Raw genomic sequence first — 24219 nt, 5'->3', positions numbered from 1 at the left:
CAATTCTGAGGACAAGTTTGATGAATGCTGCCATCAACATCGACGAACATGGCGTGAACTTGCCGCAGCAAAAGCTGGCGGATTGGCTCTGGCACCCTTGGTATGCCAAAATTTGGTGGGCAACGATCCCCGTCTGGTGGGCGGGTATGGCCGTATCGACGAGGTTGCTGCCGTTGGCGGCTTTCTACGAAAGCGCGCTGGCGGGCTTTCTGAACATTTTGTTCTTTCCGATGACAGCACTCATGGTGCTGGGCGTTGGCTATGCGCAGCACGTGCTGGGCAGGCGACCTATTTCTGGCGATGGAAATGGAGCCGAGCTGCTCAATGTCGATTTGGATCCGTTTGGCGATGAATGGGATCGTCGCCAATGGGGACAACCCCACCCGTCGGTTGATATGTATGATCCGATGTCCGGGACGCTCTATGTCGGCAATCCGACCAGTGCGAATAACGGCACGAATATTACCTCTTCTTGAAACTATCATCGCCGTCGCCAAAGCTTCCATCGATATCTGTTGAGAAGCGGCCTGACCGGAGAACGGAGTTCTGTTCAACCGACGTGAGCGGCCCAGTAACATCGAACGTGGCGCGTCCTGCATCGGCATCGTGCAGATAGCGATTGCGCATACCATTCGGTCCCAAGATGCGATCCGACAATTCTCGCGAAAAGGCTTCTTCCGGGCGGCCGGATCGGGCAGCGGCCCGCTCGGCGGCGGCTATGGCGTTGCGAACATCGTGGTTGACGATGTCCAAGGACGATTGTGCATTTTCGGTCGTGATGCCGACATCGTTGCTTCGAAAGCCGACTGAAGCGCCAACACGGCCGCTCGTAGAGTGCGCCTGTTGAACGGTTGGTCCTGGGGGTGCCTTCTGCCCCTTCTGAGGCACTCCACCTCTACCGCCGGTGGTTTCCGATTCCGTTTCCGAATTGGAAATGCCACCGCCCAGCTCAAGCCCAACATTGGTCCCCATTGTGGTCTGATCCTGTGCGGATCGGGTGAGCCCGCGCTGCCATCCAGTTTGTGCGATGATGGACTGCACATCCCGTGTGAGCGTGTCCGCTACCTGCGGATTGAGCCGCCAATTGCCGTGTCGATCCATCTCGAAGCCGCCCTTGAGCCAGTTCTGCATCATCGCCTGGCCCTGTTCGCCGCCCCCCAGAAAATGCTCAATGGTGTCAGGGCCTGCCTGCTTCCCCGCCTCGAACCGCGTGCTGGTATCGCTGCGTCCGGATTGCTGGAACCCGACCGAGCTGGAGACCAGAACGTCATTCTGCGCAAAGCTGAACCTTGCGCGTCCGCCGTTGGCGATCGCACCGAGCTGGCTTTCGTTGATGAGGCCACCGCGCCACATCTGTGCGGCAGTTTCCGGCGTCAGGTTGAGGCTTAGGTCGCCGTTCTGTGCCATGGCGATTTCGCGCTTCGACATGGTAACGCCATGCTCGCCAAGCAGTTGCTGCATACGCGTCAGTCGCTCGTTATCGACGATCCGGGTGAGCCGCTCATTGCGCGCACGGTCCGCAATGCCGGCCGCGCCACCCTCAGCCATATCCGTCTGGTTGCCGACGCCCTGGCTCAATGCGCGAACGAAGCTATCTAGACGTGCCGCTTGACGTACCGACATACCCGCTGCGGCCGCGCCCTCCGCAAAGCCGGCATTGTCGGCCTGCCGACGCTGCTCACCGATGCGGGCGGCCGAGCGTGTGCCGTCATGGCCGACCTCGCGCTGTGCGTCGAGCTTGCCCGAGCGTTCAGCGAAATCGTAGCCGGCAGCCTCGCGCGTACGGCCATAGACGCTGGTGCCTTCTCGGCCTGCCTCGGCCGTTGCGCCGTCGGCGGTGCCGACCTGCACGGCGGCGTTATAGGTTTCCAGCGCCCGGAGAACCTGAGCCTCGTTGCGGCCGGTGGCGCGGGAGAGTTGGGTAATGGCGGAGGAGCGGGCTTCGCCGGAGAGGGCGTTGATAAAGCTGATGCGGCGGGAGGTCTCCTGAACGGGGAGGCCGAGCATAGATGCGGCATTGCGCTGCCCTTCGTTGCTCCCGGTCCTGTGGGCCTGCTCGGTTGCGACGTTCCGCCGCTCGATCGGTGCCACATTGTCACCTGCGAAGTCTCTCCGGCCTTCCATCGCTCCAACCTGGACCTGCGCACCGGTCAGGTCGTTGCGCAGCATCTGTTCCTGGTCATAGGTATTGGCGATGAGCTTGGCGAAGGTCGGATCGGCCGACGCCTGGGCGATCACCGTCGAGGCCTTGAGCGCGGCATCCTTCGGGTCGTAACCGTTGCGCTCGAAGTGCCGCTGCGCGCCCTGCATCATCATATCGTAGGACCGCTGATCGCCGAACGCCCGCCACTGGACCATCTTCTGCGCGAAGGCGGCAAAGGCGCGTTCGCCGGACTGACCCTCGCCAAAATAGCCGGTGCCCAGATTTCGGAGCGCGTCTTTCTCGGCAAAATTATGGATCGCCGATGTCGTGGCGTTGTCGCGCACTGCGCGCACGGTCGCGGGGTCGGAAAGGCTCCGCCCGGTGAGGGCAGGGGAGAGGCCGCCGATTTCGCGTGCCGCATCGAGTCCGCCTAGCCCGAATGCCGCCGTTCCGGATGCGCCTCCCCCGTGCTCGCCGATCACCCTGCTTGCCGCCCCGAAGGCCCGGTTTGCGCCGAAATTGGACCGCTCGCCAAAGTCGCCAAAGCTTGATGTCGCGCTGCGCCGGGCCATTGTGCCGGCCGCATTCGACTGCGCCTCGAGAGCGCCGGCATAGCCTTCGCTCGTCGTGAGGGGCGCGGCGGCCGCAGTGCCCTGGCCCTGGACTCCGAGGGCGCCGCTGGTGAAAGCCGTGAACACATTTCCCGAGAAGCGGAACACTGTGAACACGAACGCCCCAGCAAGTCCGGCCGCGGCTGTACGGAAAGACCCAAATATCGCGAGGGCCTTCATTGCCGAAGACGGCGCCAGCATCCATGCATTGGCCGCGACATTGTTTGCGCGCATCTCGGCCAGCACGTCGGTCGCGCGACCCAGGGTCAGCTGATAGATCCCGGCGTCGATCACGCCCCAGAGGGCCACGAACACAAACAGGCCCAGCGCGAAGCTGGCGACGCGAAGATTGATCGGTGTCAGGATGAACAGCAGCGCGACCGGCATCATGAACAGCATGATGCCGAATACCGTGGCGCGGATGGTCGGCATCCATTCGTTTGCGGTGGACATGGTGGCAAGGCCGCTTGAGACAACGGCCCGATTGGCCATGACGCGGGCGGCCGTGGCTGGACTGTCCTCAAACAGGACGTCGCCTATTGTGCTGCCAAGCATTACGCTGGTCAGGAATTGCTGAAGCGAAGCCGGGTTATCCATCATCATCCCGCCGAGTTCGCCAATATTGGCCCGGCAGCGCTGAAGCTGAGCAGCATTGGCGATGTCATAGCCGGTGCGGGTGCAGACCTGTGCGACATAATTATCGAACAGCGCCGGTTCGGACAGCCGCGTCGAGATATGCTCCCATGCCTCGTTGCAACTCACCGTCGTTCCCGCCTTATCCGAGGACGTGAAAACGGTGCTGAACGTCGCTGGACCCGCCATCGCCGCGAAGGCTGAGGGGAGGTCCGTTGTCGTGCGAAAGAGCTGATCGTCATCGACGCCATAGGCGGGCGACACCCGCGCCACCGGATAGCATTGACGCACATAGTCCTTGATCGTCGAACCCAGGAATACATCGGTCATCGGACCGCGTGGGCTCGCAGCGTTCAGGAACAGATCGAAACTATGCCCGCCCGCGCCGAATTCCAGCTTGGCATGGGGGTCCGTCGTGTTGTCGTCGATGACCTCGGCCAGCGCACGCTCCATCATGTTGGTCATGCCAGCAACGAGAACAATCAGATTCGGGACGTCGCCAACGGGTTGGTAAGCATTGCGCACCCGGTCATAGATATGAACCGTGCCGGTGGTGGCGACGAGCCCGACGAAAAGCCCAACTCCGATCAGCATCTGGAACCCGAAGGCCACGATGCCCATGCCAGAACCTTTGACGCTTGCGAGCAGCGCGCCCAGGGCAATGCCAACCACTGCGACGATCAGCACCAGTGTTTCATATCTCGGGTCGCCGAAGATCATGGAGACGAGGCGGAAGGCGTCGACAGTCTCGGCAAAACCGTCATAGGTGTGGAAGCTGGTGTCGATCGCCAGCGCAGGTGTTGCCGTAAACGACAGTGTGAGCAGGGCGGTCAGGACCGACAGGGCACGAAGGATGCGTTTCATGGGGCTGATCCCGATCAGCGGTTGCGGTTGGCGGCAGCGCCGGCGGCATCGCGGGCGTCTCGGTCGCGCTGGCGAACGACCCCGGCATAGCTGGCTGAAAGGTTCGCCTGATTGAGGGCAGCCATATAGGACTGACGCATCTGTGCGCGCTGGCGCAGCACTTCGTCCCGCAGGTCGCGCAACTGCTCGATGCCCTTGGTCAAGATGCGCGTCTGGCACACCTTGGCGTTACCCGCATCGCTCGCGCCCGCCACGCTCACACCGCGCTCCGCGTTCGACACGGCAAAGTCTATCGACCGGGTAAGGTCGTTGAGCATCTGATAGGCGAGCGTCAGCGCGACAAGTTCATCGGTGTCGCCGATCACACTGTCGACGACGCCCTGACGCACGCCCCATTCCAGCAGACGATAGATCGGCAGTGTCTTCACGTTGGCGACGAACTGCCGTTCATCGGCCGTCAGCGCGCTGCGGGTCCGGATCTTTGTAGCGATTGAGTCCATCCGCGAGCGGGCGAGGATCAGCGCGCCTTTGCCGGCTCCATCGACCGAGCAATCGGCAGCGGTCGGCGGGATCGCAAGCGTCCGGGACTGGACCTTGCCGGTCAGGAAATCATCGACGCTCTCGGTATCCTGGCGCGGACAGGCGGGAATGGCTGAGAAAATCGGCACCTTGTCGGCCGGGTCCCAGCGCATGTAGACGTCGCCGACCCTGGCACGCATCACACCGGCCCAGTCGGACGCGCCGACGCGTGCGGAAGCATGGGCGAGGAGAGAGCCCGTCTTGAAGATCTCGGTGACCTCCGCTGGACAATTTTCGAGCGCGTCCTTCAAATCTTCGGTTGGGCTATTGGCGTTCGCCTGAATTTTCTCGCGGCTGTGCTGATAGCTTTTGGAGAAGCCTTCCTTGACCGACTTGTAGCCCGTCATCTCCTCGATGATGCCCGACATGTTGTCGTCGCCCTTGGCGATCTGGACCATGCGGTTGGCGAGCCGGCAATCGTTGACCTGGATCGAGTTCAGGAAATTGGTCGCCGCCTCCATCTTCGAGATGATGTTGCCCATCTTCTCGTCGAGCGTTTCCAGCAGATACTGGAACGCCACGGCGGGCGCGGCCTGCAGGATGCTCTCGAGCTTCTGAACGAGATAGTCCGGGTCCAGAAACGACATACCGCCCAGGAACATATCGATGCCGCCGCAGCCCGCCTTAACCTTGGGCAGCGTCACGCTCATCAAGTAATCGTTGTGAACATCAACCCGGCCCGACATGCCACCCGCGGTCACGTAGCCCCTGGTTTGGTCTTCGAAGCTGCCGGGGCTGGTATAGGTCACATTGTCGAACCAACTCTCCGCCCAGCCTTGAGCTTGGGCTGGCGTAGAGAGAGCAGCGAGGGCAACAAACGGCAGGGTGCGTACGCTCAGACGGCGCAGGGTGGCCATGGCAGGCAGCTTTCGATGGATGGAGCGAGGAAACTGTCCCCCATGTCAGTTCCTCGCCCGGTTTGCGGATGGGCGCGTGGGAGCACCCACGATCCCGGTGAACTTCGACATGCCGCGTACGCCGACTGCGGGTTTCACACCTGTCAGCATCTTGGTGGCCAAATAGAGATTTCGCGCCAGATTCGGCGCATGATCGGTGCCGATCGCTATTGGGATGATGCGCCCCTGGTCGGCGATCGGCCGAACCCAGGCGACCGGATGGCCGACCCAGGGCAGACCGAGCCGCCCGGAACGCACCATCGCCTCCTGTGCGCCGATCGTGCGGACCTGCCAGCGGTAGCTGACCCCGAGCGCGCCGAGCCTGGTCCAGAGATCCGCGCAGGGAATGCAGCCGGGCGCCGTGCTCATCTCGATGATGAAGGTGGGGGCCTGACCTTTGAGCGTCTCGGCAAAATCAGGCGGCCAGTCGCGCGTGACCGGCACACGGGCAAGCCATTCGCGCATCTCGCTTTGGGTGGCGACCGGGTGAATTGCCGCGCGCATCGCCTGCTCACGGGTTGGGGCCTGCGCGTTGGCAGGCACGCTCACCACATTCAGGGAAGTAAGCGCCAGAACGGTGAGGGAGCGCATCACGGACGCGGCTCCGCACGAACATCAACCAGGTCGCCGCCCAATGCACGGGGATCGGTAGCCGAGACCGGCCCATTGGCGAGGGCGTCGAAGAATCCGTCTTCCTCGCCAGCGCCGGTCATGAACTGCTCGGGGCGGATGTCTCCGGCGAGCAGCCGCACCGCCTGATAGGCCATCTGGATGAGGTTCGGGTACGCCTCGACTCCGCTGGCGATCACCATGCGCTGCTGGCTGTTCCGGCGAATGATCATCGTGGTCGGCGTCACCTCGACCCCGAACCGCTGCGCCAGCTCGGGCTTGCGGTCGATGTCCTGCAAGGATACCTGCCAGCCCATCTCCTCCTGGAAACGCTGGACAATCGGCCACTGAACGCGGCAATATCCGCAGGTCGAGCGCGAGAACATGACGAGCGCGAACTCGTTGGCGCGGGAGCGCAGATATTGGCGACGGACCTGGTCCTTTTGCGCCGATAGTTGGTCGCGCGCATCGCCGACCATGGGATTGGCTGACTTGGCGTTGAGTTCTGGATGCTGGAGCATGGCGATCTGGGTGACACCGGCAAAGGCGCGGGCCTTACGCCGGGCGAAGTCCTGCAACCGCCAGAAGTCGGCGACCGCATCGATGGTGAGCACGGTCGCGGCATAATCGCGCTGCTGCTCGATCAGCTTTCGAATCTTCGGCGGCGTCCATGTCGCCAGCTCCGCCATCGGGGGGATGGCCGGCTTGACCAGCGCGTCGGAATCGTCGGGTTCCTCGGCGGGCTTGGGCGGCGCCTGATACCACCAATAGCCGGTGCGGCGCTCGTCGCGCTGCTGCGCTTGCGCGGCGGGAGCCGAGACCATGGCGATCGCGGCGAGGCTGAGCGCGAACCGCTTCACAGCAGCTTCTCCATCCGGCGCAGGCGATCGATCTCGACCGGGCCATAATAGCGGCTGTCGAACCCGCTGACATGCGAGGAGCCGACGAAGATGGTGCCGGGCAGGATCTGCCCATTGTCGGGCTGCCAGTGATCCAATTCCTGCCCATTGTGACCATAGGGCTTGCTCACGCCCAGCAGGTGCTCGTTGCAATAATACCAGCCATCCCATTTACCGGGCGTCATCGAGGGTTTTTCGATCATCGAGATGCGGTCGCCCGGCAGGCAGAGCGCATATTTGGTGACCGTGACCGGCTTGGGACCGGCGAGCGGGTGCGACAGGGTGAACGAGACGAGATCGCCGCGCGCGATCGGCCCCGCCGCTTTGCGGATCAGATAAGCCTCAACCGAAGGACTCATGACGATCGTCACCTGGGGCAACGCCCAGAACGTCAAAAGCCCGATGGGCAGGACGATGCCAAAGGCCTTCCAAAGCTGTTCCGGGCGCGGTGGCTGGCCAAGTCCCGAACTGCCAAGCGCTACCGCTGCCTTGAGCGGTAGTATCTTGAGCTCGGTCCATCCGGCTTTAGCGGCCCTGTAGGCGAGCCTGAGCATCGCGCACCTCCTTTTTGCCGCCGAGGCGGGCATATTCTTCGAGCAATCCGGAAAGCGCCGCGTCGCCATAGACGATGTGGGCGGCGCGCGGGCTGTCATCCTCCCGCTCGCAATAGGGTAGCGCCGGATCGCCCGGCACCATCGCGAGCGCGGGCACGCGGGCGACGCCGTGCTGGCGGAAGATGAGCGGATCGACGATGAGTTGTACGTCGCGCATCGCGCAGGCCGGGCCTTCGCAGCCGGGATCGAGCCGCAGGATCTCGGCCGAGAGCTTGGCCATCGGCGCGACCTTGGTGAGACCACCCGGCATGCCCCGGAAGGCAAGGATGCCGCGCGCCTTCTCGAGCTGCGCGGCATAGGTGCGCAGCGTCGTCACCGGCATCGAGGACGAGACGAACAGCACTGGCACCCAGCCTTGCGCGGTTACCGTCTTCGTGATCCCGGCGACGGCGTCCATGTCGGGCGCTTCCAGTCCCAGAGCCTGGCCGAGCCGCCGCGCCATCGCTTCGCGCTCGGTCGCCATCGCGTCCTTGCCTTGGTCGAGCGCGGTGCGAGCGCGCGTATCCATCTCTGTATCTTGAACGCGGCCGCGCAGACCGTCGAACGCGCGGCGGCGCAATTCTTTCGATGGGGTTGGAAGCGCGGTCGGCCCGCTGGTCTCCGCCTCCTTCTTCCGCGCAGCCGATGCGCGTTCGAGCCTTTCGAACGCAGCATCGCCCTCGGCGGCAGCGCGATCGCGTGCGTTGTCCGGACGCGGACTGTCCTGCGCCAAAGCGGACGCGGAGGCCAGCATCGCGATTCCGGCGGCCAGACGGCGCGCGCTACTTCTCGATAACCCGCATATAGGCATCGATCTTGTCCTTCATGTCGATCTGGATGTCGGCCTGGGCGCGGGCCTCGATCTCGGAGTAATATTCGGAAAGGTCCATTTTGGAGAAATCCAGCGCCTGGAACTCTTCCGGCGTGAAGCCGCGGCAATAGGGCTGCTTGGGCGTGCCCCAGCCAAGTCCGTTGAAGCTCTTGAGCTGCGGGCGGCCCTGTTCCTGGATGATGCGGCCGAGCTTGGTATTGAAACAGCAATGGCCGCGCGCCTTCTGGACGCAGATGCCGAGGATCTTCGAGCTGCAATAGCTGCCGACCTCGTGGCACATCCCCGAACCCCGGAGCATGCCGACCTCCATGTCCTGCTGGTCACAACCGGAGAGCAGGAAATCCATCATGAAGTTGATCGCGAGGCTGATCGCGATTGAGGTCGGATCGATGCCGACGATGATCGCGTTGGCGCCCGCGCTTGCCGCCTGGCCGGCGGTGGCGCCGGCCTTGAACGCGGTGAACGCCGCCTTCATGCCAGTGAACACGCCTTTGGCGACGGCGATCTTGGTGCCGATCGACGAGATCGAGCCGCCCATGCCGTCCTTGACGATCTTGCCCTTGTCCTTGCAGCAATTGGAGAAGGTGGTGCGAAGCCCGGCCGGGCGGCAGCGCGCCGCGCGACCGGAGAAGATCTCGATATTGCCGAGGCAAGCGCCATCGGCATCGACCGCGCCATCGGCCGGAACCCCCGGATCGTCGGGCACCGGCTCATCCTCGATCGGGGTGACGGTGAGATCGGCGCATTGGTTGGGCGAACAGGCCGGGCCGCCATCCTGCGGCAAGCAGGCGAACTGCTCGCCCAGCGGACAGCTATAGGCGCCGTCCTGCTGCTGGATGCAGGAGAGCTTCTGCAGGGGGCACTGATATTGCCCGAGCGAAGTGATCTCGCAGGCCGCGGTCTCGCCGGGATCGTCGGCATCGCCATTGCCGTTGAGGTCCGCCGCGCAAATCTGCGTGGCCTGCGCCAGCGCGGGCGCGGCGGGCATCACCATGGCCAGGGCCGCGAAGAGCCCGGCTATCAAGGGGAAGAAAGTTCGGCGCATCAGCGGGACTCCGAGGTGCAGATCATGTCCGCGCCGCCGAGCCGCACCGTCTGCATCATGACGATCGCCTCGGGGAAATCGTCGAGGCAGCCGCAGTCCGAGACCAACTCCTCGCCGTCGCCCACCGGGCAGAGATCGGCGCCGGCGCTGCTACGCGTGCAGGCATGATAGAAAGTGTCCCAGCCTATGGGCGCGTTCTGGCGCGCGCCGACCGCGCCATCGGGCGCGACCCCGGTGTTGGCCTTGGGTGCGCGCGTCTTGCAGATCGGCTCGCAGGCCGCGACCGAGCCGCGATCGGGAAGCGCGAATGCGCGGGACGAGGTGGCATAGCCGCCATCTTTGGTCTGCACCCGGTCGGCCAGCAGCGTCTCGGTAGAATGGTCGATGATATAGGCGCCGCGACTGAGATCGGGCTGCGGCAGCACGCCGGTGTCGATAGTGCAGCGATAGCGCCGGTCGCGCTCGAACCAGGGGCGCACGAGGCTCAGCGAACAGGCGCCGCTCTCGAACAGGCGCGTCTGGGGCAGCGGCGTCAGGCCGGTGCCGACGCCACTCCGGAAAGTCTGGACGCCATCGACATTTTCATCATGAAGCTGGCAATGGGCATCGGTGGCATAGCCGGCGCACGTATCGATGAGCCGTTCGGTCGGATTGCAGCTGAGATCGAGCGTCGCGTCGATCCGCGCCGACACCTCGCCTTCGCCGCCGACCGCGACCCGCACCCAGATCTCGTGCGAGCCTCTGGTGAGGTATGGCTTCAGGTCGAGATTGGGATAGGCATACCAGGTCCGCCCGCGCTCGCATTTGCCCGGCGGCAGTCCGGCTCCGGTCCAGCTTCCCGGATCGGCGTGGACGAGGACGCCATCGACGCGGACCTGCACCCAGTCGTCGAACAGGATTTGCGAGAGTCGCGCGGAGACCAGACGATCGGGGTCGCCGACATCGAGCGTCATCCGGAAATCATGGATGCGGCAGCTTCCGCCGCTCAGGCTGTCGTCGCGCGGCGATCCCAGCAGGAAGGCGCGGGTCTCGGGCGTATCGGCATAGGTCGCATAGCCACCTGAAGTTCGGGCGATGATACCGTCGGCAGTTACCGCCTCGAGCTTTACCTCGCGCCGGATCGTGCAGGCGCGAATCTGCTCGGCCTTGCCCATGCCGGCGGGCGAACCCTTCAATGCCTGGAACACGCTGTTGCCGGCCGCGACCGACGCCGCATCGCCCTGGATCTGCGCGGGATTGGCGCGATAGACCGTCTGGGCGAGCGAAGGATTGGGCGCGCATGCTGTCGACTGTGCGCCGGTATAGCGGATGATCGGCCCATCGATCGCCGCCTGGGCGACGCCGATGCGCGGGTCGGCGCTGGTGAGCGCGCCGACGACACCGCCGCCGATGTCCTTCAGCGTCGCGGCCATATTGCCCCAGACGAGATTGCTGCCGCAGCTATTGTTGACGCAGTAGCAGCCCGCGAGCGCGGTCAGGTCGACCTCGGAGAGCTTGAGATCGCCCGCGGCGGAGACGTCCCATCTGTAACTGCGGCACTGGTGCCAGGTGCCGGGCTGGCAGGCGATCACGCCATTGGCGCAGATGCCCGACACCGGCATCGGCAGGGTGAGCGTCTGATCGAAGGCGCCATTGAGATCCTTGTCGCGCGAGATACGCAAACTGGTGATGTCGCCCGTCGATCCGGGCTGCGCGAGAATCTCGAGCAGGGTCGCGGTGGTCTGGCAGGCGAGGCTCGGATTGAAGCTCTTCGTGCCGTCGACGGTGGTGATCGCCTCGCCGGCAAGGCCCGGCGTCAGATAGTTTTGCTGGATCGCCTCGCTGTCGGCGCTCTTCTCGCGCGCGGCCTCGGCGGCGGCGCGGGCGCGTTCCTCCATGGTCTGCGCCTGCGCGGCGATCGGCATCGCAAGCGAAGTTGCCAGCAGAAGGAGGCCTCGCCAGGTCATGATGGCCTCGCCTTCGTGCTGCGCGAACCATAGGCGAAGCGGAACACGTCTCCCGCCCGGAACGCGGTGGATCCGGGCGAGAGTAGCTGAAAGACTGCCTGGCCTTCAAAAATAGTCAGCGCGGCCGAAACCGGAAGCGCGGCGGTTGGGGGCGTCGCCGGCTTCGCTGGGGTACATTCGGCCGCGCTGACCAAGGGTGGAGTGGCGGCGGCAGGGGGAACCGCCACCACTCGCGCCGCGCGCCCAACCACGGTGGGGAGCAATCCGTGACGAGCGGACCGGCCGCCCGCGCGGGACGCGCGGTTTGGGGGAAGCGATCTGCTCATGGCGTGGAGACCCCCGCGCAGCAGATCGCTTTTTCGAAGAGCATGAACTGGGCATTGTCTTTGCCGGGGGCATGTTTGCCGCTGGTCCACAGCGCGCCCGGACGCCCGATATTGACGCATTTGCCGCCCTTGACGGGCTCCATGATCTGGAGCTTGTAGCGGCTCTTGGTCCAGATCGGCTGCGCTTTCAGCGAGCAGCCATCCTCGGAATGGATGGTGAGCAAGCCCAGGCGCCCCATCATGAAGGTGGTGCGCGCGGCAAGGCCGGCCCAGGCCTCGACCCGGTCACCCATGTGGATGTCGCCGGCGATTGGATAGGTCGCGCCCCACGATCCCATGCACCAGAAAAGCGGATCGATCGTCTTGCCGGCGGCGGCCGCCGCGCTGTCGGCCATGCACGCGAGACCGGCGGCGGGGTTGCCGAACAGGATGCCCTCGGGCTGGATGATTGCGCCCAAGGTACCCGACTGCCAGGTCGGCAGCACCTCGGTGATCATCGCCACGTCGAACCCTTCATCCTCGATGCAGGGCAGGTCGGTGAACATGTCGAGCATCTTCCAGACCGGCGAGATGTAGTAATGCGCCTGCGCGAACAGCTTGGTCGTGTTGGTGCCGTCCGAGATCGACGACTGGCTGCCCTGGAGCTTGCCGCCGGTCGGCAGCAAATCGACGCCCAGCGCCATCATGCAGCCCGGCTCGGTCACGACGTCGACCATGCGGTTGGGCGACCAGAAGCTGACCTTCACCCCGAACCAGAAGGTCGCTCCCTTGCGACACGCGCATAAGGGTTTGGAGGCCGATTGCGCGTCGAGCGCCTTGTCGAGCTTGTCGAAGCTGCCGACCCGCACCCCGCCGATGGTGATCGGGAAGATGCAGTTCCAGCGGACCTTGGTGATCGGATTGAAGATGGTGCCCGCCTCGCACTTCGAGGCATGGGCCGGCGCTGCCGGAAGCAGGAAAGTCAGCGCGAGCGCGGCAGCGCCTGCACGCAATGTCGATGCCAGGCGGGTCATGGCCGTTTCTCCTGGGGAAGACCTTGGCCTCCCTTGCGCTCCAGATGGACTTCGGTGAGTTCGAGGCGTTGGCCGGCCTGGCGGACGATGACGGGGGCGACGGTAAGGCCGAGCCGGTCCTTGACCCGCTCCTCGAGGATGAACAGCGCGCGGCCGTGGCGTTCGCCGAGTGACAGCGCATCATCCTGACTGTCGCCGCCGCCGGTCAGAAGGATCCAGTCGGTGAACGCGGCCGTCTTCAGCGCCCAGCCAAGATCGCGCGGATGGACGATGACGAGGCGCTGCGGCAGCGACACATAGGTCAGCGGGTTGAAGGTGAAGCCCTTGGGGTAGAGGATCTTCCCATCGGCCAAGCGGATTTCCTGGTCGAGCGTGTAGAAGGGAACGACGCTGCGCACGCGGTCCGCCTTGGCGGTGCCGAGCGTGGCGCCCTTGAGCGCGCTCCACCCCGAGCGCGGGCCAAAGCGCGGCGCGATGCTTGCGGGCTGGCGCGCCACCGCCGCCTCGATCTCGGCCATCGCGTCGGGCTCGGCGATCGGCCAGGTCCGGCCGACATTGGATGTCTCGGCTTGCGCTGATCCGGCGAGGATCAGGGCACCGACGATCATCGCGCCGATCAGCGCGGACTGGATCGCGACGACATGCCAGCCTTGAGGGTAGCCCTCATCGTCCACGGCGGCGCTCCCTCCAGTTGGGCGGCGGATTGCGGCTCTCGCCCCAGACGGCGCAGCAAAGGCCGGTCGTGCCGACGAGCAGTGCGAGCCAGATGAGCGGACGGGTCCCGTCGAGGTCGGCGCCCGACCAGATCAGCAGGAAGGCCTGGACCAGCAGGATCAGATGCGTGCCGACCAAGAGTCGGATCGATGACTGGCAGGGAGCGGCGGAGAAGATGCCGTTCATCACCGCCTCCGCATGGGAAGCATGGCGCAGCGCGACCGGTGCGAGAGGAGCCAGTTCGTGACCTTCGGCCCGAACGTCGCCAAGGCGAGCACGAACGGACCGCCCGTGATCCCGGCGACGGCGACCACCCCGGCAATGAATTCGAACCTGGCGAACTCGGTTACGCCAGCGCGCACGAGGCCGACATAGGCGGCCGCACCGATCAGCGGTCCGGCCAGGGTCAGCATGATCCTGTCCTGCCGCCATGAGGCGCGGTCCATGTTCAGGATGTAGTCGGACACATCGCGCGCCCTTGCCAGCATCCGGACGCGGTTGACCAACGTGCGGTTGGCCCGAACCAGATACTCGTGCAGGCTTTCGTCGGGCTCACGCGGGACCTCGGTCAGATGCGCGTCCGAATTATAGGTGAAGGGCTCCTGGCTCATGATTTCCTCCTGAGCTTTGCGAGAAGGCGACTGGCTGCGCCGGTGAGGCCGATCAGCATCAGCCCGGTGAGGAAGCAGCCGATCCCGACGGTGGCGGCGCCGGTCAGCGTTTTCGACATCGGCAGGTCGAGCGCGATGCCGGCGGCGATCACCAATGTTGCCATCATCACAGATTCGATAATGACGAGGCGGAAGCGCCATTGGATCGCCTGGACCTCGGCCCGCTCGGCGACGCGCGCCTCGATGATGCGTTCCAGTTCAGCGTCGGTGTTATCGACGAGACGCAGAGGCAACTGATCTGGAGATGCGGAATGGCGCTTCATGATCTTACGCTCCGCTTCACGTCGACGGTGCGTTCCGGCTGCTCCGCACCTCCGAATATCTCGGCGGGGTCGACGCCGGCCAATTGGCACACGGCTTCGAGCGGCGTGAGCCCTGCGCGCACCAGGCTGTCGAAGGCCGCGACCTCTTCAGGCGCGCTGGTGTTGATCCAATACGAAAAAGGGTCGACGACGAGGCGAGCGATGCCGAGCCCGAGCGGACTGTCGATGAAGACTTCGCTATAATTGGGCTTGTTGTTGCGGACCGATTTCAGGAGATCGAGGACGAACCCCGAATAGTCGAGGATGCGGTTCTCGACCGCCTTGTCGTAGGTCGATCCCTGCAAAAGGAAGCGCGTTGCCGCATTTTCGAGGATCACCTGACCGGTGCCGCCGAACAGCAGCAGATCGTTCATGCTCTGGAGAATGATCCCGAAGCTGCCGCGATACTTGCGCGCCCGGCGATATCCCTGGCTGATCGCTTCGGCGAGCCGCGACAGATCCTGGCCCTCCTGGCGCGTCATGAACTGCGCCGCCTCGTCGCACAACACGAAGCGGGGGCGGTCGCGGGCTGACAGGTAGAGTTCCTGTGTAACCGCGTTGATCACGACCATGATCACCACGTTGAACAAGTCGGGCATCGACTTGAGCCGCTCCAGCTCCAGCACGACAAATTCGTCGCGCGAGATGTCGAAGGTGGAAGGGCCGTTGAAATAATGGCCATAGGCGCCGTCCGACCCGAAATCGCGCAAATTGAACGCCAGCTCGCGCGCGGTCGGCACCAGGTGATCCACCCGGTCCAGGTCTGAGGCGGTGTTCGCGGGATAGGCGCCGAGCCATTCGCGCACGGCGTCGATGCCCGCTTCTGCGCGGCCGCTGTCGATCGCCCATTGCACGGCGGATTTCAGCAGGTTCCATTCGCTGGTCGTGACCGGCTTGCGCGTGGCGGCGTTGGCCATTTCGGCGACAATGGCGACCGCCATCGAGATCGCGGATTCGCGGTCATCGCCGTCCATCGCGAGACCGAGATCGAACGGGTTGAGCACTAGATGCTCTTCGCCCAGATCGATATAGCGGCCCGAGCAAAGCGTGCAGAGTTTCCTATAGCTGCCGCCGATATCAATGATACGGATGAGCGCGTTCTGCGCGAAATACTGCTGGCAGAGGTTGTTGAGCAGGAAGCTCTTTCCTGCGCCTGATTCCGCTGAGACGATGAAATTGTAGTTGTTGATGCGCGGGTCGAAGAGGTCGAGCGTGATGAGTTGCCCCTTGCGTCCCGTATAGAGAAGGGCAGGGCGTCCACCTCCGCGGAAATCGGTCTGGATCGGCGACATCAGCACGGCGGCGCGCGCCGGCACACGGAAATCGCGCTGGAGCATGCCAATGGTGCGCCGGTCAGGATAAAGTCCGAACGGCAGGCTTGCGGCGAGCAGGATCGGGTTGAGGTAGCTTTCCTCCTGGACCATCCAGGGCAGTGGCTCGCTTTCCCACAACCGCTTTGCGCGGGCCGCCATCTCGCGGGCCTGATGCCGATCGCTGCCGAACACCCACATGGTCGGGATCACCGAGACGAAGCGGCTGTTGCCGATCTCGTCGAGAACCCAGCCGATCTCCTCGATCTGCTTGCCGACCTCGACGGCAAAGCTGCCTGCAGCCTTTTGTGCAGAAAGGATCTGCGCGCGCTTGTGAACCTCAAAAGCAGAATGATCGAACAGGACATTCAGCGTGTAGAGAAACGGCCCACCGATCTGGTCGCTGTCTTCGCTGCTGCCGCGCATGCCGCCGGTCAGCCGATTGGCGCGCTCGGCCGTGATCCGACGCGGCGGCGATTTCGGCGTCAGGCAACGGGCGACCTGATTGCCGAGGAACACCTCCGGCCCATCGAAAGTCAGCGCTGGTCCCGCATCGATGATCTGGCGGCGGAGAGGCACATCAGCGGTCTGCGTGAATACGCCAGGTGCCGGCACATGGACGCCATTGAATATCCGTCGGTAAAGAGAGATGATCTCACCCGGCGCCATCGACCGAATGCCAAGTTTCGCCATCTGCTCTTCGATCTGGCGCTTGAGGTCGCTGTCCATGGGCTGACGCATCTTGACCGACAGGAAGGTGCGAAAGTTGCGTACCGGGATGCCATGCAGCGCTTTCAAACCAGCCGTGCCGGCGCGCAGATAGTCGAAGGTGCGTTTCGCAGACGCCTGGATTAGCGGATCCGGGCGGCTTTTCAGGTCGAGATAGGCGTCGAGCGCATCGTCGATCAGCGGATCGGCGAAGCTCTGGATCTGGAGCACCGTCCCTTCGGGGAAATGCACGTTGAGCAGGCCGAGCAGCGCTTCATGGACATGCGCGAACATATAGGCCGAGGGGACCAACTCCCAAGCATAGCCCCAACCATCGTCGATAGTGAGGAAAGCCTGTTCCTCCTCGACCCACGCTGCGAGCGGCAAATAGTCGGAAAAGCTGTCGCGTTCGACGCTACGCCGCAGCCTTGCGAGCGTCATGCCGCCGTGTTGCCGGCTCATGGCTGCGGCTCCGCATCGTTCTGGCGGTCCTGGACCTGTTCGAGGACGCTGGTGCGCGAGGCTGGCGCAACAGGTTCTATCAGATAGTCTCCGACCACCCATTGCGGGCGCTCGACCACCGAATACACATAGCGCGGCATGTAGAGCCGATCAGGTCGTTGCCGGTCGGCATAGGGAAGGATCAGCGTGCGGACCGAGCGTGGAGGCTTGAGCATGGGCGTGACAGGCTGGTCGATCAGCCCCTGCAACTCGCGATAGACGCTGTCACGATAGCCAGCGAAGGAACCCGACGATGCCTTGCCTGCACCTCGCGTGCCCTTGTCGCCCCGGAGCATCGCCTTGTCACGGGTGACGGCGGGGTCGGATTTCGAAGCCACGCCGGCCACCGCATCGGCATAGGCCTTGTCCGGGTGGATGCATTGGCCGTGATCGTCGTTCTTACACGAGAATTTCTCGGAATACGGCGACATGACCGATCCCAATGTCGCGCACCCGCTCAGCGTAAGCGCTGCCATAACGGGAAGGACGAGGGACGCGGTGCGCGTCAGGTATCGCAGCGGTGATGACCGCATGGCTTGAACTCCCTGTTGGATAGAGGGCGCGAGCATCAGAATTTGCTCCCGGCGGTCGGCTTGATCTCAAGTGTGATGCCTTCCTGGATCACGACGACGACCTCCTTCGCGGCACCCACTTCAACGATGGGGCCGGCCTGCCTGGCGAGATCGAGGAAGAAGTCGGTGAGCTTGTCCGAGGATCGCGACAAGCCGCCTGCAATCCCGGCTTTGGCGGCATCTCCGGCATCGAAGCTGCGCACTGAGCCGAGGGCCGATGTCGAGACATTGCCTACGGTGTTCTCGACGGTCTGGGCGACGCCGGTGATCGTCCCGGCTATGAACGTGCGAGCCAGCGCCGCTCCGGCGCGCGTCACAACCTTGCCAGAGAGGCCCTTTTTCCCGTCCGCATCGACGAAGAACCCCTTGACGGCCTGATCGACCACGGAACGTTCATCGAAGTCGACACAGGACAGTGACACGAGCTGTACCTCGACCCGCTCCTTGGCGAGGCTCCCGGTCGCATTGCCAATGACAAAGCAGCCGGAGAGATTGGCTTTCACGTCATTGGGGAGCACGGCGGGAGCCTGCACGCGTGCGATCAGCGGTTCGGGATTGCTGGTCGCGTCTCGGCTCGCCAGCGCGTCGATCCCGGTCAGAAGACGCGCCTTCATGAAACCAGGAGGCAAATAGATCGTCCGATTCTTTTTTTTCGAACCTCCCGCTTGATCGCCGGTCGCGACCGGACTGGTCGCGCCGCCGATCGCACCCACCGTCTTTTCAACCGGTGGTGCCGGAGGGGCAGGTGGAGCGGAGGGGGGAGCCGGAGGTGCGGAGGACGCAGACCCCATTTCGCCGCTCGTGGGCGGTTCAGGAAACCCGGGCACGTCACCTGGAAGCGCAGGCGGAAGATCCGGGTTCGTGGATTCACCGGAGGCGGATCGAGATCCCGCGCCGGGTACGATCTTGCCTTCCTCAATGGCGGTGACCCGGTCTCCCAGCAACGATTGGCCATCGAGAATCTTCTGCAGATCACCGCGAAGTTTCACCTCAAGGCTGTCGCCGCGGAGACCCGCGCCCATATCGAGTTTTGAAGCTGGTGGCGTGGCCGTTTGATCGGGCTTGTCACCGCTTGCGGTATATAGGCCAAGGCCCAGCACACCGATCGCACCCACGACTCCGACTTGCTTCAACCGAAGCTGATGGCGGGCGCCTAGCGCCGCCCAGCGTGCTTTGAAGTCAAGCAGCGCCGGGCTGCGATCGAGACCGGGAGCCTGCGGGCGAGTTGCCTGATAGCTTTCGAGATCGAGTTCGTCGCCGTGCTCATCGGAGCCGCGATCGCGGGGAGGGCCGCCCGCGCTCATTGCCCGGCTCCCCGGCGCACGACAATGAGTCGTGCAGTCTCGCCTGCAGCGAGATTGTTGCGATCCAGCGTGACGGCGAAGATATTTGTGCCGAGCGCGCTGTCTAGGAAGCTTCGCTCATCGAGGACGGCTTCACCGCCAACAGAAACCAGATATTCGGATGCTGAAAGACCCGAACCATCTATCTCGACACGCCGACGTTCCTCGATCGCTACGCCGGGTAGGCCGGTGAGCCGGATCGCAGTGGTACGTGGTGCAACCGTCGTGAAGCTTCCCGGTATCCGATCCTGGAGCATTGCGAGCGTAATCGAAACCGCACGTTCCTCTTCCACCAACGGCCCAAGCAGTTCTTCGTTGGACCTGGCACGCTGGGGAGCACCCGGTTGCAACAAGACCGTTTGCGCGGGAATATCGGACGGTTCCGCATAAAGCGGATACACAGCGCCGTTGCAGGTGACAAAGAACTCAGACGGCGTGGTGACGAAGCTGCGCGTCACCACGCCGGAATCATCGATCTCGCGAACGAGGAACTTAATCCATGCGTCAGCGCCGGCGCGTTCGACCGCGATGGCCTTCTCCGCGCTGAACTTCACGTCCTCGATCTCGCCGCCAATGCAGACGACATGATTGATATCGCGGTTGGACAAACGGATCGTGCTGGTCTGGTCGGGCAGAGCGGCGACGGTCTGCGCTGTTGCCGGTAGCGGCATCAGCGCAAGGCCGAGGACCAGCAGCCGCTTAACGGGGCTGGGCATCGAAATTTTCCTCTGTCAGGGCGGTGAGCCAGAAGCGGCCATTGTCGATCGCGTAACGAATCCGCAGATTGCCCCGGAACTTGCGGATCACGCCGCCGATGACCCGAACCTTCTCGACCGGCACGAGGATTTCGCGGTCGGTCCATGTCACGGGCTGATCGGGGCGAATGTAAGTCGCGATCGAGAGGGTTGGATTGTCGGCCAGCTCGTCGAGCAACCGATTGAGGCCATCCCTCAGGCTATTGTAGCTTGAGGGATGAACAATGCTCAGCAGCTCCTGGAACTGCCGATCGGCGGAATAAGCCGAATAGGTGCCCGAGAGCGAGACGATGTTGCGAGTGATCATTCTTAGATAGGCTTCGGACGGCCTGTTGCCCGTCACATAGAGATCACCACCCGCACCGAACGGCACAACTACGGTGCGCGTGTTCTGGTTGGAGGTGTAAATCACCATCCCGAGCACTGCGGTGATGCCGAACAAGCCGACCACGGCGAGTTTCAGCAGGCGGTTCTCTTCGAAGAGATTGCTGGCGCCCTGGACGTAGCGATGGATGCCGAAGCTGGCCGGTTTGCCGAGCAACGGATCTCGCGCGGGGGTATCAGGGGTTTTGCGTCCGAACATCGCTTGTTCTCACTCGAAAAAGCGGGTCTGCGTCGGACCCGGATATTTGGACCAGCGAACCAGCCCCCAACGCCAGGCCAGGTGCGGGATGAACCCACGCGGCTTGGTCCGAAGCCAGGGAATGAAAAGGAGAAGGGCCGCGATGAGCGCCCAGCCGAGCATCCCGCCGAGGATTACGGCGACGAAGATGGTCGACATCACCACAACGAACTCATCCGACCCAAACCAGAGGATTTGAACCGGCTTGTGCAGATATTGGGGTAGCCGTTCGTCCACGAACCCTTCTCCTCCTGCTTCAAGACCGCCCTGCGAAGCTGCGGTTGAACAACACAGGCAGTCTCGCCAGCACGCCGAAGCGCTCTGGCTTGTTGAGGTCCGCCATCCGTGCAATCGGACGGCGAACCAAACCGTCAGATCACCATCCCGAAAGTCTGGAGGATGGTGTCGGATTTGATCAGGCAGACCGCGGCAACGATGGTGGGGATGCCGACCATGACATTGCTGAACAGGCGCGAGACGCCGAACAAGAACGCGGCAACGCCGCCGACGAAACCGAGCGGTCCCTTCACGCCTTTGTTCACGACGATGTCATAGATGTCGTAACCAAGGTCGCCGACCGCGGGCGCGGTGAACGCGTGAGCGCCACCGCTCACCATCGCGGCGAAGGCCAGGGGAATGCCGATATTGGCGAAGGAAGCGGTTTGTCTTCCGAGTGTCTTCAACATGCACGTGCTCCAGTCAAAATGGGCCGCTCCGCAATATGCTGGCCGGCATCGATGGGGATCGCTGTCGGCCGACGGCGAGGCTGGACGGCCCGTTTCGGGTCTCGCCGTCGGCATTCCGGTGCGCGCGGTGCCGTCCTGCCATGCTGCAGGAGGACGGCCGCGAGCGTCCGCGATGGGAGAGTGAAGAACCATTCAGCGCGCGGCATCGGCGAGCGCCTTCCCGGTCTTCAGAAATTCTTCCAATTCGGCCTGCTGGAAGCCGGATATGATCTTTCCGCCCACGATAAGCGTAGGTGTGCCGGTGATGCCCGCCTTGCTCACGACACGCGCGTCCGCGTCGACCCTGGCTCGGCCTTCCGCGCAGGTACGGAGCTCAACTGGAGCCGCTCCCGCGTAAACCGTCTTGAACGCAGCCTCCTTGTCAGGCGAACAGAGGATATGCTCGGCCTTGGCGGCAGCTTCCGGATGGATGCCCGAGACAAAGATGATCAGGCGGCGGACGGGCTTGCCCTCTGCTTCCTTCGCGGCCCAGAACCGGTCGAGCGCGCGGCAATAAGGGCAATCGGGATCGGTGAACTCGATCACCTGTGGGGCGTCAGCGGGGCCGATCGCCAAGGCCTTGCTTGTGTCGATCGCCGCCAGCTTCCGCTGCGCAGACCTATCCTGGGCAAGAGCGGTAATGTTTATGCCATTGCGATCATAAACTGCCGCGAAGAGCAGGTGCTCGCTCTCAGGCGCGAAATATATGATCCGGCCGCCGGCACTCGCCTGATAGATCGGGCCCTTGACCGGTGCCGGACCGAAATCCTCGAACTGCAGGTTAGTGAATGTCTGCCGCAACTCGTCCTCGGCTTCGCGAGCCGCGACGACAAGAGGATCAACTTGCTGCGCTGAGGCGGTCTGGAAGACCAGGATAAAAGGCAGGACGAGGGCGAATGCCCCCGGCTTAGCGACGCGCATGCGAACTCTCCTCTGTTGAAAGGGCCGGACGCAGGAACAGCCGCGCATCAAGATGCATGTCGGCGCCGATCCGGATGATTTTGGATGGGGTCGGCGGAACGGAGCCGGCAGCCCGGATGACAAAGCCGCTCATCGTCGGAACGATTGTGCGCTGACCTTTCACGTTTAGCGGTGCGCTCTCGTCAGATGCCGCCTGTACGGATGTCGTACCAACGAGGGCGCAACAGGTAAGGGTCATCGCTTTGGTAATCGGCTTCATGCACGACTCCATTCGGCGCATCGCGCCATGAATAAGAATTACTTGTGAACCCGAAGTAGAAGACCCGAATCGATCTCCGTTCTTCGTCTCGATGTCTGAGTGATTTGAAACAGAATGAATTGCAACAGCACTAGGCAGGCAACTTCCTATTCTTCAAAATTAGATGGAAGTCACTGAAGTTTGATGCTTTTCATCTGTAATCTATGTTACGTGCCCGTATGGATTTTTTCGTAACCGATATTCCGAATTGGTAATAATGCAGAATATATATATTGGAAGAAAGAGAATTGGGTAAATTTGTGCGTATATATATTTCCGAATTCCTATTCGGCAGTGATGTTCCTCTAAAATCAACACTATCTATTGTTGATTAAGTACATGGTAGTAAATTACGTCATCATTCGATCCATCAGGCCAGGAGACGCTGCCAAGGAGGGTGAAAAGATGTCATCGACCGAAAGATTTGCCATTGTCGACCTCTCCCCGTTGAAGCTCATCAAGAAGATTGCGGGGGAACTGATCAGACAGGAGCGCAAGCAGCGCCAGATTACGCAGTCGGAGCTATCAGAGGAAATGGGTTTTAGCCCCCGATGGCTACGCGAGATGGAGGCAGGTGCCCCTAGCACCCGGTTGGAAGACCATTTCGTCGCTACCCTCCGGTTAGGGCAGTCAGTTGGACATATCGTGTTGCCGTTGCTCTGCATGGCGCATGGCATTCGGTTTCCTCAGCACCTGTTCTACGAGGATCTCAGCGGACTTGAACGCAAATGTATTGAGCTCATCGCAGAAGCTGCGATCAACTCCTTGAAACAGGATTTGTCGCCACAGTGGTGGCCATCAGGGGAATCAGGTGGGAATTGATCAAATCGCCACGTTTGATGTAATCATCCAAGAATAACTGGATGTAGAGATCAGTCGCATCCGATTGAATTTCTATTCTATGCCTATTTCGGCAATTGTATGCCGAAACTGCAAAATGGATGCTACGGCTTGCCGGCCGATAATGCTAAGCTGTTCGCGCTTCTTGGATCGCCTGCGCTGCCATCTCGGTAGCTCCCTGACATGTGCCTTCTTATCGATTTGTCCCGGCGAATGGCCTCAACTGGTTTCTCACTTCTTCAATCCTCACAAAAGGGGAGGGGGGGAGAAGAAAGTGGTAGCGGCAGGCAGACGGCTGTCAGCCGCTCCGCTCTCTCAATCGCAGCCCTGTCATGACGGGCGCGCGCTACGTCCTAGTTAGACGTTTCACGGAGCTGACAGGCTACACGGAAAAAGCAGTCTACCGAAAGATTGCTGACGGCGTGTGGATCAGCGGCCGCGAATATCGCCGCGCTCCCGATGGTCACATCTGCATAGACCTAGAAGGCTATCAAAAATGGGTAGAAAACGGCCAGGCACCGGTGTCAAGCCGCTGAAAAATTGCATCCGTGTTCGCTTTCGCTGGAACGGAGTGCGTTACCAAGAAACCATCAACCTCGAACCCACGCCGGCTAATATCAAGGCGACAGAGCGCATGATGGCCCGCGTCCATCAGGAGATCGATCTCGGCGTCTTTGATTATGAGAGCACCTTCCCCAAGGCCGCAAAGCCCGCAATTGGCAACGGTTTTACGAGTTATGCGAATGCGTGGCTTGATACTCTTACGGTCGAGAAATCGACCATGTCCGACTATGTGTCGGCCATCAAGAATGTCTGGGGACCTGCTTTTGGTGAGCGCCCCCTCAAAAGTATCAAACCTAGTGAGATCAAGAAAATCATTGCCGCCCGATCAAAAATCGTCAGCGGAAAAACGATTAATAACAATATGATACCTTTGCGCGGGGTATT

General features: G+C 62.6%; 26 protein-coding genes. 4 read left to right on the top strand and 22 right to left on the bottom strand.

Features of this window, described 5'->3' with window-relative positions; genetic code table 11:
• The first annotated feature begins 20 nt into the window (after positions 1–20).
• Positions 21–476 (top strand): hypothetical protein, encoded by a 456-nt coding sequence (locus tag S2M10_RS00150; protein ID WP_168844289.1) that lies wholly within the window; start codon positions 21–23, stop codon positions 474–476.
• On the opposite strand, the gene S2M10_RS00145 is transcribed toward S2M10_RS00150, so the two are convergent.
• The 22 genes from S2M10_RS00145 to S2M10_RS00040 all read right to left on the bottom strand — a co-directional run bounded on the left by S2M10_RS00145 (position 463) and on the right by S2M10_RS00040 (position 22392).
• A complete protein-coding gene (locus S2M10_RS00145; RefSeq protein WP_168844288.1) occupies positions 463–4251 on the bottom strand; it encodes a conjugal transfer protein TraG N-terminal domain-containing protein in 3789 nt (1262 codons plus the stop codon). The two genes, S2M10_RS00150 and S2M10_RS00145, sit on opposite strands and share 14 nt — an antisense overlap.
• 14 nt (positions 4252–4265) lie before the next feature.
• On the bottom strand, positions 4266–5687 hold the full coding sequence (locus S2M10_RS00140) for a conjugal transfer protein TraH (protein WP_168844287.1): 1422 nt from the start codon (positions 5685–5687) through the stop codon (positions 4266–4268).
• A gap of 45 nt (positions 5688–5732) precedes the next feature.
• Positions 5733–6317, bottom strand: a complete 585-nt coding sequence (locus S2M10_RS00135; protein ID WP_168844297.1) for a hypothetical protein — start codon at positions 6315–6317, stop codon at positions 5733–5735.
• Positions 6317–7195, bottom strand: a complete 879-nt coding sequence (locus S2M10_RS00130; protein ID WP_168844286.1) for a conjugal transfer protein TraF — start codon at positions 7193–7195, stop codon at positions 6317–6319. The genes S2M10_RS00135 and S2M10_RS00130 overlap by 1 nt, the downstream gene beginning before the upstream one ends.
• Positions 7192–7788, bottom strand: a complete 597-nt coding sequence (locus tag S2M10_RS00125; protein WP_168844285.1) for a S26 family signal peptidase — start codon at positions 7786–7788, stop codon at positions 7192–7194. Before S2M10_RS00125 ends, S2M10_RS00130 begins: the two co-directional genes overlap by 4 nt.
• Positions 7760–8638, bottom strand: coding sequence for a type-F conjugative transfer system pilin assembly protein TrbC (locus S2M10_RS00120; protein ID WP_168844284.1), 879 nt, complete (start codon positions 8636–8638; stop codon positions 7760–7762). Before S2M10_RS00120 ends, S2M10_RS00125 begins: the two co-directional genes overlap by 29 nt.
• Entirely contained in the window at positions 8610–9647 is a 1038-nt protein-coding gene (traN, locus tag S2M10_RS00115) for a conjugal transfer protein TraN (RefSeq protein ID WP_247650513.1), read from the bottom strand. Before traN ends, S2M10_RS00120 begins: the two co-directional genes overlap by 29 nt.
• A 56-nt stretch (positions 9648–9703) precedes the next feature.
• Positions 9704–11650, bottom strand: coding sequence for a hypothetical protein (locus S2M10_RS00110; RefSeq protein WP_168844282.1), 1947 nt, complete (start codon positions 11648–11650; stop codon positions 9704–9706).
• 322 nt (positions 11651–11972) lie between these two features.
• Positions 11973–12989 (bottom strand): TraU family protein, encoded by a 1017-nt coding sequence (locus tag S2M10_RS00105; RefSeq protein WP_004211679.1) that lies wholly within the window; start codon positions 12987–12989, stop codon positions 11973–11975.
• Positions 12986–13597, bottom strand: a complete 612-nt coding sequence (locus tag S2M10_RS00100; RefSeq protein WP_168844296.1) for a conjugal transfer protein TraW — start codon at positions 13595–13597, stop codon at positions 12986–12988. The genes S2M10_RS00105 and S2M10_RS00100 overlap by 4 nt, the downstream gene beginning before the upstream one ends.
• 55 nt (positions 13598–13652) lie before the next feature.
• On the bottom strand, positions 13653–13889 hold the full coding sequence (locus tag S2M10_RS00095; protein WP_004211681.1) for a hypothetical protein: 237 nt from the start codon (positions 13887–13889) through the stop codon (positions 13653–13655).
• Positions 13889–14314: a hypothetical protein gene (locus S2M10_RS00090; RefSeq protein ID WP_168844281.1), complete on the bottom strand. Its 426-nt coding sequence runs from the start codon at positions 14312–14314 to the stop codon at positions 13889–13891. Before S2M10_RS00090 ends, S2M10_RS00095 begins: the two co-directional genes overlap by 1 nt.
• A complete protein-coding gene (locus tag S2M10_RS00085; RefSeq protein WP_168844280.1) occupies positions 14311–14637 on the bottom strand; it encodes a hypothetical protein in 327 nt (108 codons plus the stop codon). The genes S2M10_RS00090 and S2M10_RS00085 overlap by 4 nt, the downstream gene beginning before the upstream one ends.
• On the bottom strand, positions 14634–17156 hold the full coding sequence (locus S2M10_RS00080; protein WP_168844279.1) for a TraC family protein: 2523 nt from the start codon (positions 17154–17156) through the stop codon (positions 14634–14636). Before S2M10_RS00080 ends, S2M10_RS00085 begins: the two co-directional genes overlap by 4 nt.
• Entirely contained in the window at positions 17153–17728 is a 576-nt protein-coding gene (locus S2M10_RS00075) for a TraV family lipoprotein (RefSeq protein WP_168844278.1), read from the bottom strand. Before S2M10_RS00075 ends, S2M10_RS00080 begins: the two co-directional genes overlap by 4 nt.
• Before the next feature lie 35 nt (positions 17729–17763).
• Positions 17764–19071, bottom strand: coding sequence for a TraB/VirB10 family protein (locus S2M10_RS00070; RefSeq protein WP_168844277.1), 1308 nt, complete (start codon positions 19069–19071; stop codon positions 17764–17766).
• The gene (locus tag S2M10_RS00065) at positions 19068–19826 is read right to left on the bottom strand and encodes a type-F conjugative transfer system secretin TraK (protein ID WP_168844276.1); all 759 of its coding nucleotides are present in this window, start codon (positions 19824–19826) and stop codon (positions 19068–19070) included. Before S2M10_RS00065 ends, S2M10_RS00070 begins: the two co-directional genes overlap by 4 nt.
• A complete protein-coding gene (locus tag S2M10_RS00060; RefSeq protein ID WP_004211688.1) occupies positions 19810–20448 on the bottom strand; it encodes a TraE/TraK family type IV conjugative transfer system protein in 639 nt (212 codons plus the stop codon). Before S2M10_RS00060 ends, S2M10_RS00065 begins: the two co-directional genes overlap by 17 nt.
• Before the next feature lie 9 nt (positions 20449–20457).
• The gene (locus S2M10_RS00055; protein ID WP_168844275.1) at positions 20458–20724 is read right to left on the bottom strand and encodes a type IV conjugative transfer system protein TraL; all 267 of its coding nucleotides are present in this window, start codon (positions 20722–20724) and stop codon (positions 20458–20460) included.
• A 134-nt stretch (positions 20725–20858) separates the two neighbouring features.
• Positions 20859–21173: a hypothetical protein gene (locus S2M10_RS00050; RefSeq protein ID WP_004211690.1), complete on the bottom strand. Its 315-nt coding sequence runs from the start codon at positions 21171–21173 to the stop codon at positions 20859–20861.
• A gap of 192 nt (positions 21174–21365) precedes the next feature.
• Positions 21366–22133, bottom strand: a complete 768-nt coding sequence (locus S2M10_RS00045; protein WP_168844274.1) for a DsbC family protein — start codon at positions 22131–22133, stop codon at positions 21366–21368.
• Complete coding sequence (locus tag S2M10_RS00040) at positions 22120–22392, bottom strand: hypothetical protein (RefSeq protein ID WP_168844273.1); 273 nt, start codon at positions 22390–22392, stop codon at positions 22120–22122. The genes S2M10_RS00045 and S2M10_RS00040 overlap by 14 nt, the downstream gene beginning before the upstream one ends.
• Positions 22393–22836: 444 nt before the next feature.
• Between S2M10_RS00040 and S2M10_RS00035 the strand changes: the two genes are divergently transcribed.
• The 3 genes from S2M10_RS00035 to S2M10_RS00025 form a co-directional block, all read left to right on the top strand.
• Positions 22837–23253, top strand: a complete 417-nt coding sequence (locus tag S2M10_RS00035) for a helix-turn-helix domain-containing protein (protein WP_168844272.1) — start codon at positions 22837–22839, stop codon at positions 23251–23253.
• A 350-nt stretch (positions 23254–23603) separates the two neighbouring features.
• Positions 23604–23807 carry an excisionase gene (locus tag S2M10_RS00030; RefSeq protein WP_168844271.1) on the top strand — a complete coding sequence of 68 codons (204 nt, stop codon included), beginning with the start codon at positions 23604–23606 and terminating at the stop codon, positions 23805–23807.
• Between the two features lie 35 nt (positions 23808–23842).
• Positions 23843–24219 (top strand): DUF3596 domain-containing protein (locus S2M10_RS00025; RefSeq protein WP_348770496.1); only part of this gene is annotated, 377 nt, incomplete at its 3' end.

The sequence above is a fragment of the Sphingomonas sp. S2M10 genome, assembly GCF_012650175.1.
Taxonomy (GTDB): domain Bacteria; phylum Pseudomonadota; class Alphaproteobacteria; order Sphingomonadales; family Sphingomonadaceae; genus Sphingomonas.
Note: the sequence above shows the minus strand (reverse complement) of the source record. Positions and strands in the feature narration are given on the sequence as shown.

Coding starts and splice junctions, on each gene's coding strand:
- S2M10_RS00150 (WP_168844289.1), top strand. CDS start 21: ATGAATGCTGCCATCAACATCGACGAACATGGCGTGAACTTGCCGCAG.
- S2M10_RS00145 (WP_168844288.1), bottom strand. CDS start 4,251: ATGAAACGCATCCTTCGTGCCCTGTCGGTCCTGACCGCCCTGCTCACA.
- S2M10_RS00140 (WP_168844287.1), bottom strand. CDS start 5,687: ATGGCCACCCTGCGCCGTCTGAGCGTACGCACCCTGCCGTTTGTTGCC.
- S2M10_RS00135 (WP_168844297.1), bottom strand. CDS start 6,317: ATGCGCTCCCTCACCGTTCTGGCGCTTACTTCCCTGAATGTGGTGAGC.
- S2M10_RS00125 (WP_168844285.1), bottom strand. CDS start 7,788: ATGCTCAGGCTCGCCTACAGGGCCGCTAAAGCCGGATGGACCGAGCTC.
- S2M10_RS00120 (WP_168844284.1), bottom strand. CDS start 8,638: ATGCCTATATGCGGGTTATCGAGAAGTAGCGCGCGCCGTCTGGCCGCC.
- traN (WP_247650513.1), bottom strand. CDS start 9,647: ATGCCCGCCGCGCCCGCGCTGGCGCAGGCCACGCAGATTTGCGCGGCG.
- S2M10_RS00110 (WP_168844282.1), bottom strand. CDS start 11,650: ATGACCTGGCGAGGCCTCCTTCTGCTGGCAACTTCGCTTGCGATGCCG.
- S2M10_RS00105 (WP_004211679.1), bottom strand. CDS start 12,989: ATGACCCGCCTGGCATCGACATTGCGTGCAGGCGCTGCCGCGCTCGCG.
- S2M10_RS00100 (WP_168844296.1), bottom strand. CDS start 13,597: ATGATCGTCGGTGCCCTGATCCTCGCCGGATCAGCGCAAGCCGAGACA.
- S2M10_RS00095 (WP_004211681.1), bottom strand. CDS start 13,889: ATGAACGGCATCTTCTCCGCCGCTCCCTGCCAGTCATCGATCCGACTC.
- S2M10_RS00090 (WP_168844281.1), bottom strand. CDS start 14,314: ATGAGCCAGGAGCCCTTCACCTATAATTCGGACGCGCATCTGACCGAG.
- S2M10_RS00085 (WP_168844280.1), bottom strand. CDS start 14,637: ATGAAGCGCCATTCCGCATCTCCAGATCAGTTGCCTCTGCGTCTCGTC.
- S2M10_RS00080 (WP_168844279.1), bottom strand. CDS start 17,156: ATGAGCCGGCAACACGGCGGCATGACGCTCGCAAGGCTGCGGCGTAGC.
- S2M10_RS00075 (WP_168844278.1), bottom strand. CDS start 17,728: ATGCGGTCATCACCGCTGCGATACCTGACGCGCACCGCGTCCCTCGTC.
- S2M10_RS00070 (WP_168844277.1), bottom strand. CDS start 19,071: ATGAGCGCGGGCGGCCCTCCCCGCGATCGCGGCTCCGATGAGCACGGC.
- S2M10_RS00065 (WP_168844276.1), bottom strand. CDS start 19,826: ATGCCCAGCCCCGTTAAGCGGCTGCTGGTCCTCGGCCTTGCGCTGATG.
- S2M10_RS00060 (WP_004211688.1), bottom strand. CDS start 20,448: ATGTTCGGACGCAAAACCCCTGATACCCCCGCGCGAGATCCGTTGCTC.
- S2M10_RS00050 (WP_004211690.1), bottom strand. CDS start 21,173: ATGTTGAAGACACTCGGAAGACAAACCGCTTCCTTCGCCAATATCGGC.
- S2M10_RS00045 (WP_168844274.1), bottom strand. CDS start 22,133: ATGCGCGTCGCTAAGCCGGGGGCATTCGCCCTCGTCCTGCCTTTTATC.
- S2M10_RS00040 (WP_168844273.1), bottom strand. CDS start 22,392: ATGAAGCCGATTACCAAAGCGATGACCCTTACCTGTTGCGCCCTCGTT.
- S2M10_RS00035 (WP_168844272.1), top strand. CDS start 22,837: ATGTCATCGACCGAAAGATTTGCCATTGTCGACCTCTCCCCGTTGAAG.
- S2M10_RS00030 (WP_168844271.1), top strand. CDS start 23,604: ATGACGGGCGCGCGCTACGTCCTAGTTAGACGTTTCACGGAGCTGACA.